The following is a 15,757-nucleotide window of genomic DNA, read 5'->3' as shown; positions in this document are numbered from 1 at the left end:
CGGCAAAAAATAGACAATAAAAAAACAACACATAGCAGCAACGTAAAGGTTCCCCTTACAGGAAGGTCAAGCAATGGGCATGTGATTTAAATCGATCTTTACAATAATTTTAAAAAATAAATTTTACCGGACAAAGATATTAATATGTTAACGTAAGCCGACATGAATTCATTCATTATAATAATACAAATGCGAAAATTAGCCTTATTGACTTACATATTAGTTCTTTTCGGTTTTTCCCACCCCGCAAAAGCACTGACAGAAAATGAAGCTGAAGATCTGGCGGATCTGACAGCGGTGTTTATCTATCTGAAATATGACTGTGGTTACAGCCAAATCCCTGACCGGGAAATTAAGCGGGCCATTATCTATTTCGCTCAGCGTAATAAGTGGGATTTGACCAATTACAACAGCCAATTGATGGATAGACTCAATGAAGAAAGTTACCAGGATCTGAAAGGTATTTACCTCTCCAATGCGATAAAGTGCCATGCCCTCGCCAGAGATTCATTAAGCTTGTTTGCCTACGTTAAATAGTCCTTCTCCTCATACCCCTTAAGGGGTAAATTTCACCGTGCAACTGTGAAAATTGTTGGCTATTATAGGAGCCCAATTTTCACAGCCATCACAGTGGAGGAAAGCCGCAGCATGTCACAAAAAGAAACTTGGTACGAAACCCTGCACGCCAATTTTGGACAGTATTTTTCGGTTGATAAAGTCCTTTATCACGATAAAACTGAGCATCAGGATTTGATTATCTTTGAAAATGCGGAGTTAGGCCGCATCATGGCGCTGGATGGCACAGTACAAACGACTGAACGTGATGAATTTATCTACCACGAAATGATGGCTCATGTTCCTCTGTTCGCCCACGGGAACGCCAAACGCGTGCTGATTATCGGCGGTGGTGATGGCGGTATGCTACGCGAAGTCTGTCGTCATCAATACCTTGAAAACGTTACTATGGTTGAAATTGATGCCAGCGTAGTTGAATTCTGCCGTCAATATCTGCCTAACCATAATGCCGGTGCTTATGATGATCCGCGCTTCAACCTAGTCATTGACGATGGTGTTAATTTCGTTAACACCACCGATCAGAAATTCGATGTCATTATCTCTGACTGCACTGATCCGATCGGGCCTGGAGAAGGATTATTCACATCTGAATTCTATCAAGGTAGTCGGCGCTGTCTGAATGAAGGTGGCATTTTTGTTGCCCAGAATGGTGTCTGTTTCCTGCAACAGGATGAAGCGGTAACCAGCCATAAAAAGTTGAGCAACTATTTCGCCGACAGCAGTTTCTATCAGGCTGCCATCCCAACCTATTACGGCGGAATAATGACCTTTGCATGGGCAAGTCAGAACCCGGCATTACGTCATGTGGATCTGGCAACACTGCAACAGCGTTTTAATGCCGCAGGCTTTACCTGCCGCTACTACAACCCAGCCGTTCACGCAGGTAGCTTTGCCCTACCGCAATATCTGCTGGATGCACTATCCAAGAACCCATAATCACCCATGAGCCAGGAGGTGAAATAAATTGCACAAGCTGAAATTGCACGGCTTTAATAACCTGACAAAAAGCCTGAGTTTTTGTATTTATGATATCTGCTATGCAAAAAGCCAAGCCGATCGGGATAGTTATATCGCCTACATTGACGAACAATATAACGCTAATCGTTTAACGGAAATTCTCAGCGAAACCTGTTCGATCATTGGTGCAAATATTCTGAATATTGCCCGCCAGGACTATGAGCCACAAGGAGCAAGTGTCACTATACTCGTCAGCGAAGAACCAATGGATCCAAAGGATGTGGACAATACTGAAAATCCCGGTCCATTACCCGACTCTGTCGTTGCTCATTTGGATAAGAGCCATATCTGTGTTCACACTTACCCAGAGAGTCATCCGGGCGGTGGCATATGCACTTTCCGGGCTGATATTGAAGTCTCAACCTGCGGTGTTATTTCACCTCTCAAAGCGCTGAGCTATCTGATCCACGAATTGGAATCGGATATTGTCACGATGGATTATCGCGTGCGGGGTTTCACCAGAGATGTGAATGGCGTGAAGCACTATATTGATCACGAAATCAGTTCTATTCAGAATTATATGACCGAAGAAGTACAATCACAGTATTACATGATGGATGTCAATATTTATCAAGAAAATTTATTTCATACAAAAATGATGCTAAAAGAATTTGACCTGAATGATTATTTATTTAATGCCACACCAGAGCAATTAAGTGAAACTGAAAAACTGGAAATTACCCATCTCTTAAAAAAAGAGATACAAGAAATTTATTACGGCCGTAATTTACCAGACATTTAAATTTTACTAAATTATATTCAACTGGCAGATGCCAATATTTTCAGATATCTGCCAGATCAATTTTTAGCTGCTATAATTTTTTCTTCCATAACAGCCAAATTAATTAACTATATTAATAGTTTATCCTCTATTACACACCTAACGCGGTACTCGTTGTAATTTCAGCACCGTAAATGGCTTTAAGATAATCAAGGGCCGCCTGCTGATCAACACCGGGAAAGACACACACTGCGTCTGACGGGACCTTGATGCGATAACCGCGTATAAACGCGCCATAGGCGGTATGCCTGACACAACAATGAGTATGCTGGCCGGTTAACACAACCTCCGTTACACCATATTCTTTAAAAACATCTTCCAGATCGGTGCCATCGAAAGCCCCATAAAATCGCTTGGGCGAAACAATTTCACGATCTGCCCCAATAGGAACCAGTGCCTCAATGACGTTAGCACCCGGCGTTCCGGCTATTGCATGCCTGCCCCAAATCCCCATTTCCCGATCATTCGTTCGATGAGCATCATTAGCATAAACCACCAGCCACCCCTGTTGGGGCCGGGCATGATCAATCAGCCGCTTGATTACCGGTACAATTTTCATCGCATCTACTTCATTAGCGAGTGCTCCTGTAACAAAATCGTTCAGCATGTCAATTACGATCAACGCTTTCATTATTTTTGCCTTTTCAGTTTATTCGTACAAAAACAATTATATTTAAATATATACCCTATGGATTTCAAGATGCATCGCGGCGGCAAGGGAGCGAATCCCCGAGAGCATAGATAACGATGTGACCGGGGTGAATGAGCACAGCCAACAAAGAGGCAACTTGAAAGATAACGGATATAAGCATCTTAGAGATAATGAAATCATGTTTTTCAATTAGTGTGATCTGATCCGCTGAAATTCGCCTAAATACCACAATAAAAAAATACCGTTACAATAGTTTCCTAAATAATAACTGCCCTGAATAAATAATTTATCCAGGGCGGTTTAATCACACTATCATTATTTCGATGGTGTCAGAGAAAACGTTAACGTCTCCAACGGTTGCAGGGTAATCAGTACCGCTTGATTAATAAATCTCGGTACAGCGCTATTATTACCGTAGTCTATCTTAACGTTATACACGGAAGGTTGATTATCAGGTAATTCAAGATCACTTTGCAGATCCAAATAATATTTCTTCACTTTATCAGAAGGGTTGCGCAAAGTAATAATTGATTTTTCCGAACTCCAGGCTCCCCAACCGTACACCTCCAGATTAGTCGGATCTTTACCAATCCAGTGCGTATCAAACAGTACCTCTTTGTTTTTCATTGACCATTTCGCCGCACTCGCCAGCGTATCCCAATCCCCTGTAGTCAACAACTCAGGCGTCACATACAACTCCTGTAGCTGAGTACCGCTACCAAAATAGCTCCAGACCTGATCGGCAAAATCTTTGGGTGATTGTTTATCCAGATGTTTAGCCTGTTTAGCATAAACAATGCCATGCAGCATCAACGAATTCAGTGGGAACAGCGGCCCCTTTCTTACGACATTACGATAAGTTTCCGCATCACGGTAAGTGATCCACTGCTGCACTTTAGAACCTTTACCGTAAAAGTTAACATCATCACCATTACGCCAAATCGAATCTGCGAAAAACAGCCAAGAAGGCGTGGCTTTAGTACCTGTCGTCAGGTTGATAAACAGATCATCTCCTGCACTGCGCATATCTTCAATCAGATGGATAGCCGCATCGAAATCACTGGTGAATGAGCTGCCTTTAATCACACGATCAGTGTTGCCGGTACCATCCAGTTTAAACATGGATACATTCTGTCGTTGAATCAGGTTAAGCACTCTGTTGTGGAAATTGGCATAATAATTAGGGCCTGAGAGCGCGAATCTGCCATCGATCACCTCATAACCAAACTCCGCAGCATGAGAAACCCGCTGATCGCGGGGTTTACCATAACCGCCCCAAGGGGAAAGCCAGATCCCCAAATGAGCATGGTATTTATCTGCTGCCTGTTTAAGGTTCTTGAACTCTTGTGGAAACGCCTGACTAAAGCCCCAGTTGCCTTTGAGGTTATCCCAACCATCATCAAACAGATAAGCGTTCAGCGTCACACCGCGCTTAGTCACCAATTCCTGTCCAAACTGCCTGATACGGGTCAACGCCTCTTGTTCGGTATAAGGATTGAAGAAACCAATATCGTACCAAGAGTTGTAATGCAGGTAAGGACTGTATTTACGCGGACGGGCGTTGTTAAGAAACTCATTGACGTTGCGCCGTAACTGCCCTTCCTGATAGACACCAACATAAGTTTTATAGTTCAGCGTCTTCCCCGGCTCTAATGGAATGGAGAGTGCAATTTTTTGCGCAATCCCGCCTTCATAAGCCTCAGTGCTAATCAATGGATTGCCAGGAATAACAAAAAAACTGTCGCTGATAATCGGTGAACTGGTAATAGCCCCGTGAATAAAAGGCGCTTTAGCGCGAAACGGCATCAATAAAACAGAGCGTATCTCCAATGCGTTTTTCTGTGGTGTAATGGCGATTTCAAACGAGCCATACTTACCTTTATCCTCCATGGTAATAATATTTTTTACCTGAATGTCGCCATGTTCCAGGGAGACGATAATACGATTGTTCTTTTTACTGATATCAGTGACCTGAAAATCTTTAGCCGCAAGCGTTTCCCCTGATTTCAGGGTTATTTCAAACGGATTGGCAGTGATAATTTGATCGTGGTTTTTCGGATTTTCAAATTTCAGTTGCGTGACTTTACCGAGTTCGTCGCTAACAGCCACACGGTAGTTCTCGCCCTCCAGTTGCCAGCTATCCGCCCAAACCGAAGTACTACACAACACGGAACCAGCTAACAAGCCAAGCGTGATTTTATTCAACATTCTTATTTTCACAGCGGTTTCCTTCTATCAGATAAACGAAAAAATAGAATCTTCACTATTACAGCTTACCTGCACTGCCACAAATCCGGATCTTTTCTTCAACCACTGCCTGCATAGCCTGTTTTCCCGGCACGATATATTTACGTGGATCGTTAGCATCCGGGTGCTGAATGAAATAGCTTTTTACCGCGTCAGCAAAAGCAATTTTCAGATCAGTCGCCACATTGACTTTACATATACCAAGACCAATCGCCTGCTGAATCATCACCTCAGGGATACCCGATGCACCATGCAACACCAGTGGAATATCCACCTGTGCACAGATCGCCGCCAGCCGTTCAAAATCCAGATGGGGTTCACCATGATACAAACCATGAGCAGAACCTATCGCTACTGCCAGCGAATCAATACCAGTACGGGCGACAAACGCTTTCGCCGCCAGCGGATCGGTAAAGAAGCTCTCGGCACTGGAAACATCCAAATCATCTTCCTGACCTCCCAGTCGCCCCAATTCCGCCTCCACGCTGACATCATAGCGGTGGCACAATCGCACCACCTCAGCTACCTTACGAATATTCTCTTCAAACGGTAAATGCGAGCCATCGATCATCACAGAACGTACACCCGCCGCCACTTTATTGCTGATATCCGCCAATTCCTCATGATGATCAAGATGCAACGCCAGCGGCAAATTATGGCGGTGGGCCGCCTCCTGACAGATCGACACCAAGTAGTCAGTACCAGCATAGCTGAAAGTGCCCGGCGTACCCGCCAGAATAACCGGTGATGCCAGGCGGGCAGCGGTTTCCGCTACCACCTGGATAGTTTCCAGATTATGGACGTTGAAAGCAGGAACCGCATAACCTTCACGCAGAGCCTTTTTCAGCATTTGACGACTGGAAATCAGGTACATATAAGCTCCTTAAATGCCATCCAGATTCAGGCTGTCATATCGCCGTTTCTGTTGTTCATGCCACAGGCTGGTCAATCCCCGCCGCCCACATTCCAGCGCCATATCACGAAAGGTTTCCAGCGCCATATCTTCACGGTCCAGCATCATTTCTACCATCAACTGCATATTAGTTCCGGTGATAACTTCATAACGTGGATTGGCTATCGCCAATTGTGCCGCCTGCCGAAACGGTGATCCGCCCAGTAAATCACTGAGAATAATCACACCATCACCGCTATCACAGGCAGAGCAAGCTGCCTCCAGCAACACCAACAATTTTTCAGTACTGATCCCTTCAGGAAAATCGACAGCACAACATTGGGGCTGTTGTCCTACGACCTGTTCCACCGCCTGCAACAAACCACTGGCGAAATGCCCATGACCGGTGATTACAATACCTAACATGTCATCCCCTCAGTATGCTTGTTAAAGAAAACCAACAAATTTACCCACAATGCCGATCACCACCGTCAAGCCAATCAACTTGACCGGCGAAAACCCTTTTTTCATCAGCCAAAATACCAGCAGGGTAAAACATAACGGCAATAAATTAGGCATCAGTTTATCCAGCACATCCTTCTGCAACGCCACACTGGCCTTACCGGCGTTGACCACCACCGGTGTCGAAAGATGAACATAGGAAGCCACTAATGCCCCGATCACCGTCATTCCGACGATTGATGCCGCATGGGAGATCTTTTTGGTATGTTTTTTTAGCAATACCAGCGCACTGGTTCCGGTACGATAACCATAATGAGCCAGACCAAAACGCAAGCCAAAATGTACGATATTGAACAGCAACAGGAATACGAGGGGGCCAAACAGACTGCCCTGTAGCGCCAGAGATGCCCCAATCCCAGCGCAGATGGGTAACAGCGTCAACCAGAACAACGCATCACCAATCCCGCCCAGCGGCCCCATCAACGCGACTTTCACGGCACGGATAGTAGAAATTTTCTCTTTATTCCGTTCCATTGCCAGCACCAACCCGGACAGGAAGGTGACATCAAACGGATGTACATTGATAAATTCCATGTGCATCTTCATAGAATTCGCCAGATCTTGCGGATCCTTATGGATCTTACGCAGCCCAGGGATCAAGGTGTACAACCAGCCTCCCGCCTGCATACGCTCATAGTTAAATGATGCTTGTAACAACAGGGAGCGCCACGCCATACGATTCAGATCACGGTTAGTCAGCTCTTCACCCGGCGTACTATCCTGATAGTCATCCTGCTCAACCTGACTGGTTGCCAGTGCCTGCGCCATCCTTTTCTCAGCTTTAGCTGCCATAGCAGCATCGGTGTCGTTAAATGCCATCTTCCATCTCCTGAGACTGGGTGGTAGGTGCGCCGCGTTCAGCTGCATCTTCTATACGGGAACGGTTAAAGAAATCAATTAATGCGATCGCCAATGCGCCAAGTGCTACAGCAATAATCGGCATATTAAGGAACGTGACCGAAATAAAGCCCAGAATGAAATAGGCTATGTAGGTCTTTTTCATCATGATTTTCATCAGCATGGAAAAACCAATGGCAGGCATCATTCCGCCGGCAACGGCCAATCCGTCCAACAACCACTGCGGCGCTTTCTGCACCATGACGCTGGCAGCGTCGGCACCAAAATAGACGGGCAAAAACGCCACAATAAAGTAGAAGCAAAACAGAATAGTGATACCCAGATAGTTCACACGTTCCACACCGCGCCAATTCAGCTCTTTCACCATCTGATCGCATTTATGCATCATGGGCGAGAACAGGGTAAACAACAGCGTAATGCAGCCTTGTACCGCAATGGAAAATGGTACCGCTATACCAATCGCCACCTTAGGATCGGCCTGAGTCAAAATGGCAAATGCGGTACCAATCACCCCGCCAATCACCACATTTGGCGGTTGAGCGCCAGCCAGTGGCACCATTCCCATCCAGACCAGCTCCAGCGTCCCCCCTACCAGCAAACCCGTCTGTACATCCCCTAAAATCAACCCAACCAGCGGGCCAATCACCACTGGGCGGTGAAAATGGGTCAATCCGTCAAACAGATCCACTCCCGCCAACCCGGCCAGTAATCCAATCAATATCGCATCAATCAGCATAACTCACCTCTTTAGAACAACAGTTTATCGATAAGCTCTCCCGCTTCATCCGGTACCCGCCTTATCTCACAGGTAACACCCAGTTGCTCTAGTTCACGAAATATCACTACGTCACTATCATCAACCGAAACAGTCTTATGGATCTGGCGCTTCCCTTCGGCAAAATGCATATTGCCCACGTTAACAAATCGGATCGGTACCCCTCCCTTAACCAGCGTCAATACATCTTGCGGTGTTTTACAGACGATAAAAATTTTCTGACGTTCAGCCGCTTTATGGATCACATCAATGGTTTTTTGCAGCGTGAAATAACGGGTCTGAATCCCATCGGAAACCACCATATCCATCAGATTTTGCTGCATCAAATCACCGGCAACTTGATCGTTAGCCACCAATACTAAATTGGCCCCCAGTGAATTGGTCCAGGTCACACCTACCTGACCATGCACCAACCGGTTATCAATTCGGGTCATTAAAATATTCGGTATCGACATAATCACTCCTGCTTACATGCTGTTCTTTGTGAATAAGATGGGAGATAAGGATAAATTTCCACCCCCTTCACCACACGGTTGACCTCCCCTGTTGGGCATGGATTGTCTGGCGTGATACCCAACGCCAGCGAGGTTTCAAACGCTAACATCTGCAAAAACATCAAATAGGGAAAAAGCAGCCAGATATCATCTTGTTCACTGTTAATCGCTGTCAATCCTTCCCCCGGCGTGCCACTCAGAGCAACAACCTGACGCGCCAGTCCGTCATGATTCAGTTCATGCCACAAATCGAGATCATAACGACGACGATACTTATCAGCAGAAAGCATCATGACCACCAGCGTATCGCGTTCGATCATAAACTTCGGTCCATGACGCACTCCCATCGACGAATCGTAACGGGTGGCGATATACCCGGCGGTCAACTCCAGCATCTTGAGCGCCCCTTCTTCGGCTATACCGGTAAAACAACTGGAGCCCAGACACATCATGCGCTTAAAACCGCTGCGAGCCAGTCGCTTAGTCTGTACCTGCCACTGTCTCCACTCGCGCTCGCACAATGCAGCCATCGCCATCAGTAGCACACCACTCTGTTCCAGCGTTAACCGCCCTAACAGCAACGCTGTCGCCAGCGTCATACAACTGAAACTGGACGTCATGGCAAAACTCTGGTCATGAGAACCCTGCGGCATATTTAATGAACAGACATGAGCGCGTCCTTCGGCATAACGTGCCAGTTCACCATCAGGATTGCAGGTCAACATCAGGTGATAACAGCGTGACAGTACCTGATCTGCCAGTTTTACCGCTGCCACGCTCTCCGGACTATTGCCGGATCGCCCATAAGAAATCAGCAACGTTGAACGTGTTGGATCGAGGTATTGCAAAGGAGAAGGCACAATGTCCGTGGTACTGTACGCAACCACATTCAGCCCGCACTGCTCACGCAACCAGGGAGCCAGCGCGCGCCCGACAAACGCAGATGAACCTGCGCCACACAACACTATCTGTAACTGCGGATCAGACAGCAAAGGCAGCAAAAAGGGTCGCCACAACGCTTCCTCACATTGCAGGTTTTGATATAACTGACGCCAAAGCGCAGGCTGTTGGTGAATCTCTCTGGCGGTATGCAATGCGTGATGCTCACGCAGCCAAGCTTCGGTATAGAAAAACAGCTCATTCATACGAGAGCTCCTTGTGCCTCAGACTCACAAGCCTGAGCATAACTCAAGAGCACAGAACGAATCTTGTCCAACACCCAGGCATGCGGGTCATTTTCCAACCTTCCCGCGTTAACTGCCTGCGCTTGCTCTGGCAGGTACTGACTCAGTAGTGAAAGGGAAACCGGATGACGGCGCAAATTATCCATCAAAGTACTCACTGCCTGTTGTACCTGTGGATGCGGCCAGTAGTAACGCACGCGATCGCTCAAACTGTATTGACGATCAATAAGCTGCTGATGCGGTGTACCGTGGTAATAGCGGTTCCAATATTCCGGCTGTTTAAGCATAACCTGTTCCAGTGTGGCACACAGATGCACAGCTTTTTGTTCCCCATTCCATTCACCATCAATTCTATCTAGCGCAAAAAGCGCCTCACGCAGGGCAAAAGTCAAAGCGGGACCGACTTTCAGAATAGCGAAATGATCACGTACCAATTCACGGTAAGCCTGTGCAGTTTGATAATCGGTAGAATGCGCTTCATAGACCAAGTAAGGCTGAGATTCGATATATTGACTCAGTGCCGCTGCGCGTCCCGATTGATAATGTTCAACATTATGGTGATCGAACTCCACACCCGGCTGCACCACCAGCGCAATCACCCGCGGCCATACCTGTTCCAGCCCGGCCAATCGCCAGGCTTGTTGATGTACATTCAACGTTGTGGCCGCTGCCTGAGGTGTCGTGACCTGCATTCCTTCCAACGCTTCTTTAGCGCCTCCCGGGACCGGCACTTCGGTACCGATCACATAAACCGGTGATTCTCCCCCCACCTGTTGCCAGCAACGTTCTGCCACCTGGCACAAACGCGCCGCACGTACCGCAATCTCATTATCACCAAGCGGTGTTGGATCATCGGCGCAAGACATAGAGCAATCGAGGTGGATCTTACGAAATCCTGCGGCCACATAATCGTGTATCAACGTTTCAGCCAATTTCATCGCTTCCGCTGCGGTCCGATCCTGCCAGGCGTTCGGCCCAAGATGATCACCACCCAACCAAACACGATCACGCGGCAAGCCGATAAGATCAGCTTGTCGCCAAACTGCATCACGGAACTGAGTGGGCTGCATACCGGTATAACCACCAAACTGATTAACCTGATTAGACGTTGCTTCAATCAGTATCGGCGTCTTACGCTCTTTAGCGACGCGCAAAGCACTTTCCAATACCCAGGGATGGGCGGAACAGACCGAATAGATCCCCACCGCTTCACCTGATTTATGGCGACGAATAAGTTGTAATAGTGACTGCATGGTGTCTCCCATGCGGGCAAAAATCCGTTTATAAACTCTTAGGCAGGTTCTAATCGCCGTAAGCGTTATTCGTCGGCAATAACCACATCTACGCCGAGTTCAGTTAATGCCCGCTTGTAGTTATCGGGGATCCGGCTGTCAGTAATCAGCCGATGAATCTGTCCAGCCTGACGGATCAGACAAAAGCTTCTGCGCCCAAATTTACTGGCATCCGCCACAGCGATAATTTCATGCGCCACCTCACACATTACGCGATTAAGGTGAGCTTCGCCGGGATGGGGCGTAGTAATCCCTGCTTCCAGATCAAATCCATCGACACCAAGAAACAGAGTATTAAAGCGATACTGACGCAATTGCTGTTCCGCCGCCGGACCATAAAGCGAGTAGGAGTTCTGACGCACACTCCCGCCAAGCACCATCACCTCCATCCGATCAAATCCCGCCAGTTCATAGGCGATATTCAACGCGTTAGTCATTACCACCAAATCACGCCGCTCCTTAAGATATGGCACGATTTGCGTAGTCGTGGAACCGGAATCAAGGATCAGGGCATCACCATCCTTAACAAACTGTGCCGCCCTGGCCGCAATACGTGATTTCACATCGCGATTCATCCGGCCTTTATCTTGCAGGGGGCGATCAAAGGCGAATTGCTGATTCAACATGGCTCCGCCATAAGAACGCAGCGCACAGCCTTTTTGCTCCAGATAACGCAGGTCATTACGGATAGTGACGCTGGAAACCCCAAAACGGGAACTCAAATGCTCAACACGTACACTGCCCTCATGGCACAGCAGGTCAATAATCTGTTCACGTCTTTTTACAGTGTCCATTGCCATTCCGTGATACTCCTCAGATTTCAGCAACAAGTTCACGTCGCCTGTGATGAATTGCTTTCTCTCTCTTTCGATTAAATTACAACAAAAGCAATGAAATGAAATTGTGATCGGTATTACAGTCTATTATATAGACAAAATAAGGTTAAAAAGGTTTCGATTAAAAACAAAACGAAAGAGAATATTAAGTTCTATCGTTTCTGATACTCGCCCCAACATAAGCTTTCATCCGCTTTTTTAGTAGAAATTGATATAAAAAAATGAAAGCCCTTGGTTTTCAATCAGCAACCGAAAAGTTTTATTTTGTCAGGTGATAGAGATCACAAATTTTGTGATTGGGTGTGAAAAGACTGATAGAATCCAGAACTGAGCGCTCTCGCTGTAATATTAAGGACATACCACATGACAAAACGATTTTCGGTGCTGACTGGCGGGTTATTGCTCGCCGCTTCTCTCGGCGCTCAGGCTTCGAATACACCCGATCAGTCCCATCTGACAAATACTGTTGATAAGACCATACACTCCCTGATGCAGGAATATGACATTCCAGGAATGGCGATTGCGGTAACTTTCCACGGTCAGCATTTTTTCTATCAATACGGTGACGCGTCAAAAGAGAACAACACGCCGGTCACCAAAGAGACGATCTTTGAATTAGGCTCAGTCAGCAAAACCTTTGCTGCCAGCCTAATTTCTTGGGCGCAAGTGACGGGAGCCATTTCCCTCTCCGATAAGGCCAGCCAGCATTTTCAACCGCTTGCAGGCAGCGCCTTTGACAACATAAGCCTGCTGAATATTGCCACCTATACCGCAGGCGGCCTGCCATTACAATTCCCTGACGAGATCGACAGCAATAGCAAAATGGTGAACTGGTATCAGCACTGGCAACCGCAGTATACGCCTGGAACCTACCGCCAGTACTCCAATCCTAGCATTGGCCTGGCGGGCTATATCGCGGCCCAACGCCTTGGAAAACCTTACTCAATGCTGGTGACAAACCAGATTCTTTCACCGCTTGGTCTGCATCATGCCCAGTTTAACGTACCCGCGCAGGATATGAAGAATTATGCCTGGGGTTATTCAAAAGAGAATAAACCGATTCACGTAAACGCCGGCGTACTGGATGAGGAAGCCTATGGTCTGAAAGCCAGTGCGCAGGATATGATCAGCTTCGTTGATGCGAATATCGATCCTTCCCGCATAAGTGATAGCAAGCTGGCACAGGCCATTCGGGCAACCCATACCGGCTATTACCGGGTAGGGGAAATGACGCAAGGGCTGGGTTGGGAGCTTTATCACTGGCCCGTTACCCTTGAGCAGGTACTGAGCGGCAACTCGGCGCAGATCGCTTATCAGGCCAACAAAACCACGGAATTGTCGCCGCCTGAACCGCCAACGGAGGCGCTTTTTATCAATAAAACCGGCTCCACCAATGGTTTCGGCGTGTATGTCGCGTTTGTGCCGCAAGAGCAAATGGGTATTGTGCTGCTAGCCAATAAAAACTACCCCAACGAGGCGCGCATCAAAGCAGCTTGGCAAATCCTCAATGCGCTGAAATAACGCGCAACTGCGTTAAATACAGTGTCTATTGACAGCCACAACGCCTCCCGCAGGAGGCGTTGTCCATAACATATCCAGTGATTAAGCGAGTAAGGCTTCCAGACCAGCGGTCACCGCCTCCATGCGGTGACCGCCTGAGTGCTCAATCACATAACGCTTGCCTACCTGAGAAGAGGCATCCAGTCCCAAAATACCATGTTCGGCTTTCTGACTCAGCGGATCGCTACTGGTATTGATGTGGGTGACGTTGGCACTATCCAGCTTGTCGGCCAGCCGATCCCGCAATCCTACATGCAATCCCATGCTGTTGAATGCGGTGACCTTGATCCCATGTTTGATGCCCGCATATTGCGCCAACCCGCCGCCTAAGGAGTGGCCCAGTACCTCAACCTTGCCACCATATTGTTTGGTAAAGGCCTTGACCAAACGGTCAGCATCCTGAAACGCGCTGTCCTTGATCCCTAAAGCCGCTCCAACATCACTCTTCACAGTACCAGGACGCTTGGCTGGCTGGGTGCCCACGAAGGAAAGCACCATGGTATCATCACGCTTATAGACAGCAACCTTGAGCGCAGACCAGGCATCCCCCTCAAGGATTAAAGGCTCATTCTCCCCCTTGCCATGGCGAACATGCAGGGTCAACTCACTGCCCGTCCCGCCACTGCCGTCCTCCCGACGAGCCAATATTGAGGACGGGATATCAGCCAAGGTGGCATGACTGTAACCTGCCGGCATATCCCGATAACTACTGGAGCAGCTGACTCTCGCCAATTGGGCCGCATCCATCACTGCCCGGGCTCCCACCGCATTCAACGGCTCTTGCTCTGCTTTAGCCACAAACGTTGGTTTGACAAGCACCTTAGCAGTATTCAGCAATTGTTCGGCATGGGTTCCAGCTTGCAGACGATCGGACGCACCAAGCGGTAGATGCGAAATTCCCTTCATACCCGCGCCAGCCAGCCCCAGAGCAGAAGATGCCAGCAAACGCCCCGTAGATTCCGCCAGGTTTTTAACGCCTGCCACACCGACCGAAATTGCACCACTCGTTACGCTACTGGCACCACCAGTAATATTAGCTAATCCTTTGATAATAGCCCCGGTCCAGTAACGCGCCTTACCTTTGGCGCTCTGTGCATGGGAGTCATGCCCTCCCTGTATGGCAGTGCCAATCTTGCGGGCTGGGGCGCTCAGGGTCAGATATTTCAGTGTGGTAGTCAGCACCTTGCCCGGTGACACCAAAGTACCAAGGGCAGTACTGGTGTAATGGGAGGCAAGATGATGATGAACATTGTTATTACGAGATGGTGTCTGTACTTCCCCGTTCAAAAGGGGCGACAATGCAGTGGCGCTGGGAGTGTGCCCAAGACCTTGAATAGACATCTTATTCTCCTTTGTTATTAAGATGACTGCCATTCAGCATACGATGGCTGAACCTGGTAATGGATGCAGTGTAGATGCTCCATTCTGCTGAGAGTTAATCACCTGAAACTGGGCCTGCAAGTTGATCCCAAGATCGAGAAACTCACCCAGAGTCTGCATAAATGCAGTTTCATCGAACATCTCGATCAACGCAGAGAAGCTCAACACCAGATAATTGGTACGACTGTCCAGGCTGATCTGACTGCCACCCGTGGTGAGACCGAACATATTCAGTTCAAGGGCAGCCCGGGTCAGCATCAACTGGTCCGGTTCATCTGCCGGCAATCGCAACAAAGGAATATAGATATAAAATGCCTGAACGTCGTCATTATCCGGCACTTCAATGATGCACTCTCCACCTTGGCCGAAAGGTGCTGTACAGTGACCATCGCTGCCGAGGCTCAAAGCCACGCCTTGGCGTTCACCAACAAGGCGCAGCCATTCCGATACTGTCTGCTGATATGCTTTCACTTGATGTTCTCCGCTCATTATCCCTTGCAAACGGAAGGGTTTCGCACGTAAGTGGGAAGTGGGAGTATGTTAACAATCACTGGCAAGCCATGATTTATCTCCGGGGCGAAGTTTTTTATATCGACGTCGAAATAGCGACTTATCGGCGGGTTGCACCGTGAAAGTACGGCTCATACGCCTCAGATGTGATGAGATACAGACAATCACTTTATTGACAAGC

16 protein-coding genes are annotated in these 15,757 nt (G+C 47.9%); 4 read left to right on the top strand and 12 right to left on the bottom strand.

Annotated elements, in window-relative coordinates; genetic code table 11:
- The first annotated feature begins 189 nt into the window (after positions 1-189).
- The 3 genes from ACUN2T_RS07380 to speD all read left to right on the top strand — a co-directional run bounded on the left by ACUN2T_RS07380 (position 190) and on the right by speD (position 2,335).
- Entirely contained in the window at positions 190-537 is a 348-nt protein-coding gene (locus ACUN2T_RS07380) for a YacC family pilotin-like protein (protein WP_118986483.1), read from the top strand.
- A gap of 111 nt (positions 538-648) precedes the next feature.
- Positions 649-1,512, top strand: coding sequence for a polyamine aminopropyltransferase (gene speE / locus ACUN2T_RS07375; protein WP_445496913.1), 864 nt, complete (start codon positions 649-651; stop codon positions 1,510-1,512).
- A gap of 28 nt (positions 1,513-1,540) precedes the next feature.
- Positions 1,541-2,335 carry an adenosylmethionine decarboxylase gene (gene speD, locus ACUN2T_RS07370; protein WP_445496912.1) on the top strand — a complete coding sequence of 265 codons (795 nt, stop codon included), beginning with the start codon at positions 1,541-1,543 and terminating at the stop codon, positions 2,333-2,335.
- 130 nt (positions 2,336-2,465) lie between these two features.
- Here the strand turns inward: speD and ACUN2T_RS07365 are convergent, their stop codons facing one another.
- From ACUN2T_RS07365 to agaR, 10 genes are all read right to left on the bottom strand, one after another.
- A complete protein-coding gene (locus tag ACUN2T_RS07365; RefSeq protein WP_445496911.1) occupies positions 2,466-3,005 on the bottom strand; it encodes a cysteine hydrolase family protein in 540 nt (179 codons plus the stop codon).
- A 336-nt stretch (positions 3,006-3,341) separates the two neighbouring features.
- Positions 3,342-5,234 (bottom strand): enterotoxin, encoded by a 1,893-nt coding sequence (locus tag ACUN2T_RS07360; RefSeq protein ID WP_445497827.1) that lies wholly within the window; start codon positions 5,232-5,234, stop codon positions 3,342-3,344.
- A 58-nt stretch (positions 5,235-5,292) separates the two neighbouring features.
- Complete coding sequence (locus tag ACUN2T_RS07355; protein WP_445496910.1) at positions 5,293-6,147, bottom strand: tagatose bisphosphate family class II aldolase; 855 nt, start codon at positions 6,145-6,147, stop codon at positions 5,293-5,295.
- 9 nt (positions 6,148-6,156) lie between these two features.
- Complete coding sequence (agaF, locus tag ACUN2T_RS07350) at positions 6,157-6,591, bottom strand: PTS galactosamine/N-acetylgalactosamine transporter subunit IIA (RefSeq protein WP_445496909.1); 435 nt, start codon at positions 6,589-6,591, stop codon at positions 6,157-6,159.
- Positions 6,592-6,612: 21 nt separating this feature from the next.
- The gene (locus ACUN2T_RS07345; RefSeq protein ID WP_021323155.1) at positions 6,613-7,506 is read right to left on the bottom strand and encodes a PTS system mannose/fructose/sorbose family transporter subunit IID; all 894 of its coding nucleotides are present in this window, start codon (positions 7,504-7,506) and stop codon (positions 6,613-6,615) included.
- Positions 7,496-8,281, bottom strand: coding sequence for a PTS N-acetylgalactosamine transporter subunit IIC (agaW, locus tag ACUN2T_RS07340; RefSeq protein ID WP_445496908.1), 786 nt, complete (start codon positions 8,279-8,281; stop codon positions 7,496-7,498). Before agaW ends, ACUN2T_RS07345 begins: the two co-directional genes overlap by 11 nt.
- An 11-nt stretch (positions 8,282-8,292) precedes the next feature.
- A complete protein-coding gene (gene agaV / locus ACUN2T_RS07335; protein WP_445496907.1) occupies positions 8,293-8,775 on the bottom strand; it encodes a PTS N-acetylgalactosamine transporter subunit IIB in 483 nt (160 codons plus the stop codon).
- A 2-nt stretch (positions 8,776-8,777) separates the two neighbouring features.
- On the bottom strand, positions 8,778-9,959 hold the full coding sequence (locus ACUN2T_RS07330; RefSeq protein WP_445496906.1) for an AgaS family sugar isomerase: 1,182 nt from the start codon (positions 9,957-9,959) through the stop codon (positions 8,778-8,780).
- On the bottom strand, positions 9,956-11,251 hold the full coding sequence (locus ACUN2T_RS07325; protein WP_445496905.1) for a D-tagatose-bisphosphate aldolase, class II, non-catalytic subunit: 1,296 nt from the start codon (positions 11,249-11,251) through the stop codon (positions 9,956-9,958). The genes ACUN2T_RS07330 and ACUN2T_RS07325 overlap by 4 nt, the downstream gene beginning before the upstream one ends.
- 65 nt (positions 11,252-11,316) lie before the next feature.
- Positions 11,317-12,090, bottom strand: coding sequence for a transcriptional repressor AgaR (agaR, locus tag ACUN2T_RS07320; protein ID WP_445496904.1), 774 nt, complete (start codon positions 12,088-12,090; stop codon positions 11,317-11,319).
- A 399-nt stretch (positions 12,091-12,489) separates the two neighbouring features.
- Here agaR and ampC point away from each other — a divergent pair, with 399 nt between their 5' ends.
- The gene (gene ampC / locus ACUN2T_RS07315) at positions 12,490-13,647 is read left to right on the top strand and encodes a class C beta-lactamase (protein ID WP_445496903.1); all 1,158 of its coding nucleotides are present in this window, start codon (positions 12,490-12,492) and stop codon (positions 13,645-13,647) included.
- A gap of 81 nt (positions 13,648-13,728) precedes the next feature.
- Here ampC and ACUN2T_RS07310 read toward each other — a convergent pair whose 3' ends face one another.
- Both ACUN2T_RS07310 and ACUN2T_RS07305 read right to left on the bottom strand, forming a co-directional pair.
- Positions 13,729-15,027: a phospholipase gene (locus tag ACUN2T_RS07310; RefSeq protein WP_445496902.1), complete on the bottom strand. Its 1,299-nt coding sequence runs from the start codon at positions 15,025-15,027 to the stop codon at positions 13,729-13,731.
- 33 nt (positions 15,028-15,060) lie between these two features.
- Complete coding sequence (locus ACUN2T_RS07305) at positions 15,061-15,555, bottom strand: CesT family type III secretion system chaperone (protein ID WP_445496901.1); 495 nt, start codon at positions 15,553-15,555, stop codon at positions 15,061-15,063.
- Positions 15,556-15,757 lie beyond the last annotated feature (202 nt).

The sequence above is a fragment of the Photorhabdus machadonis genome (assembly GCF_052657765.1).
The sequence above is the reverse complement of the archived record's forward strand: the minus strand, read 5'-3'. Positions and strand labels throughout refer to the sequence as shown.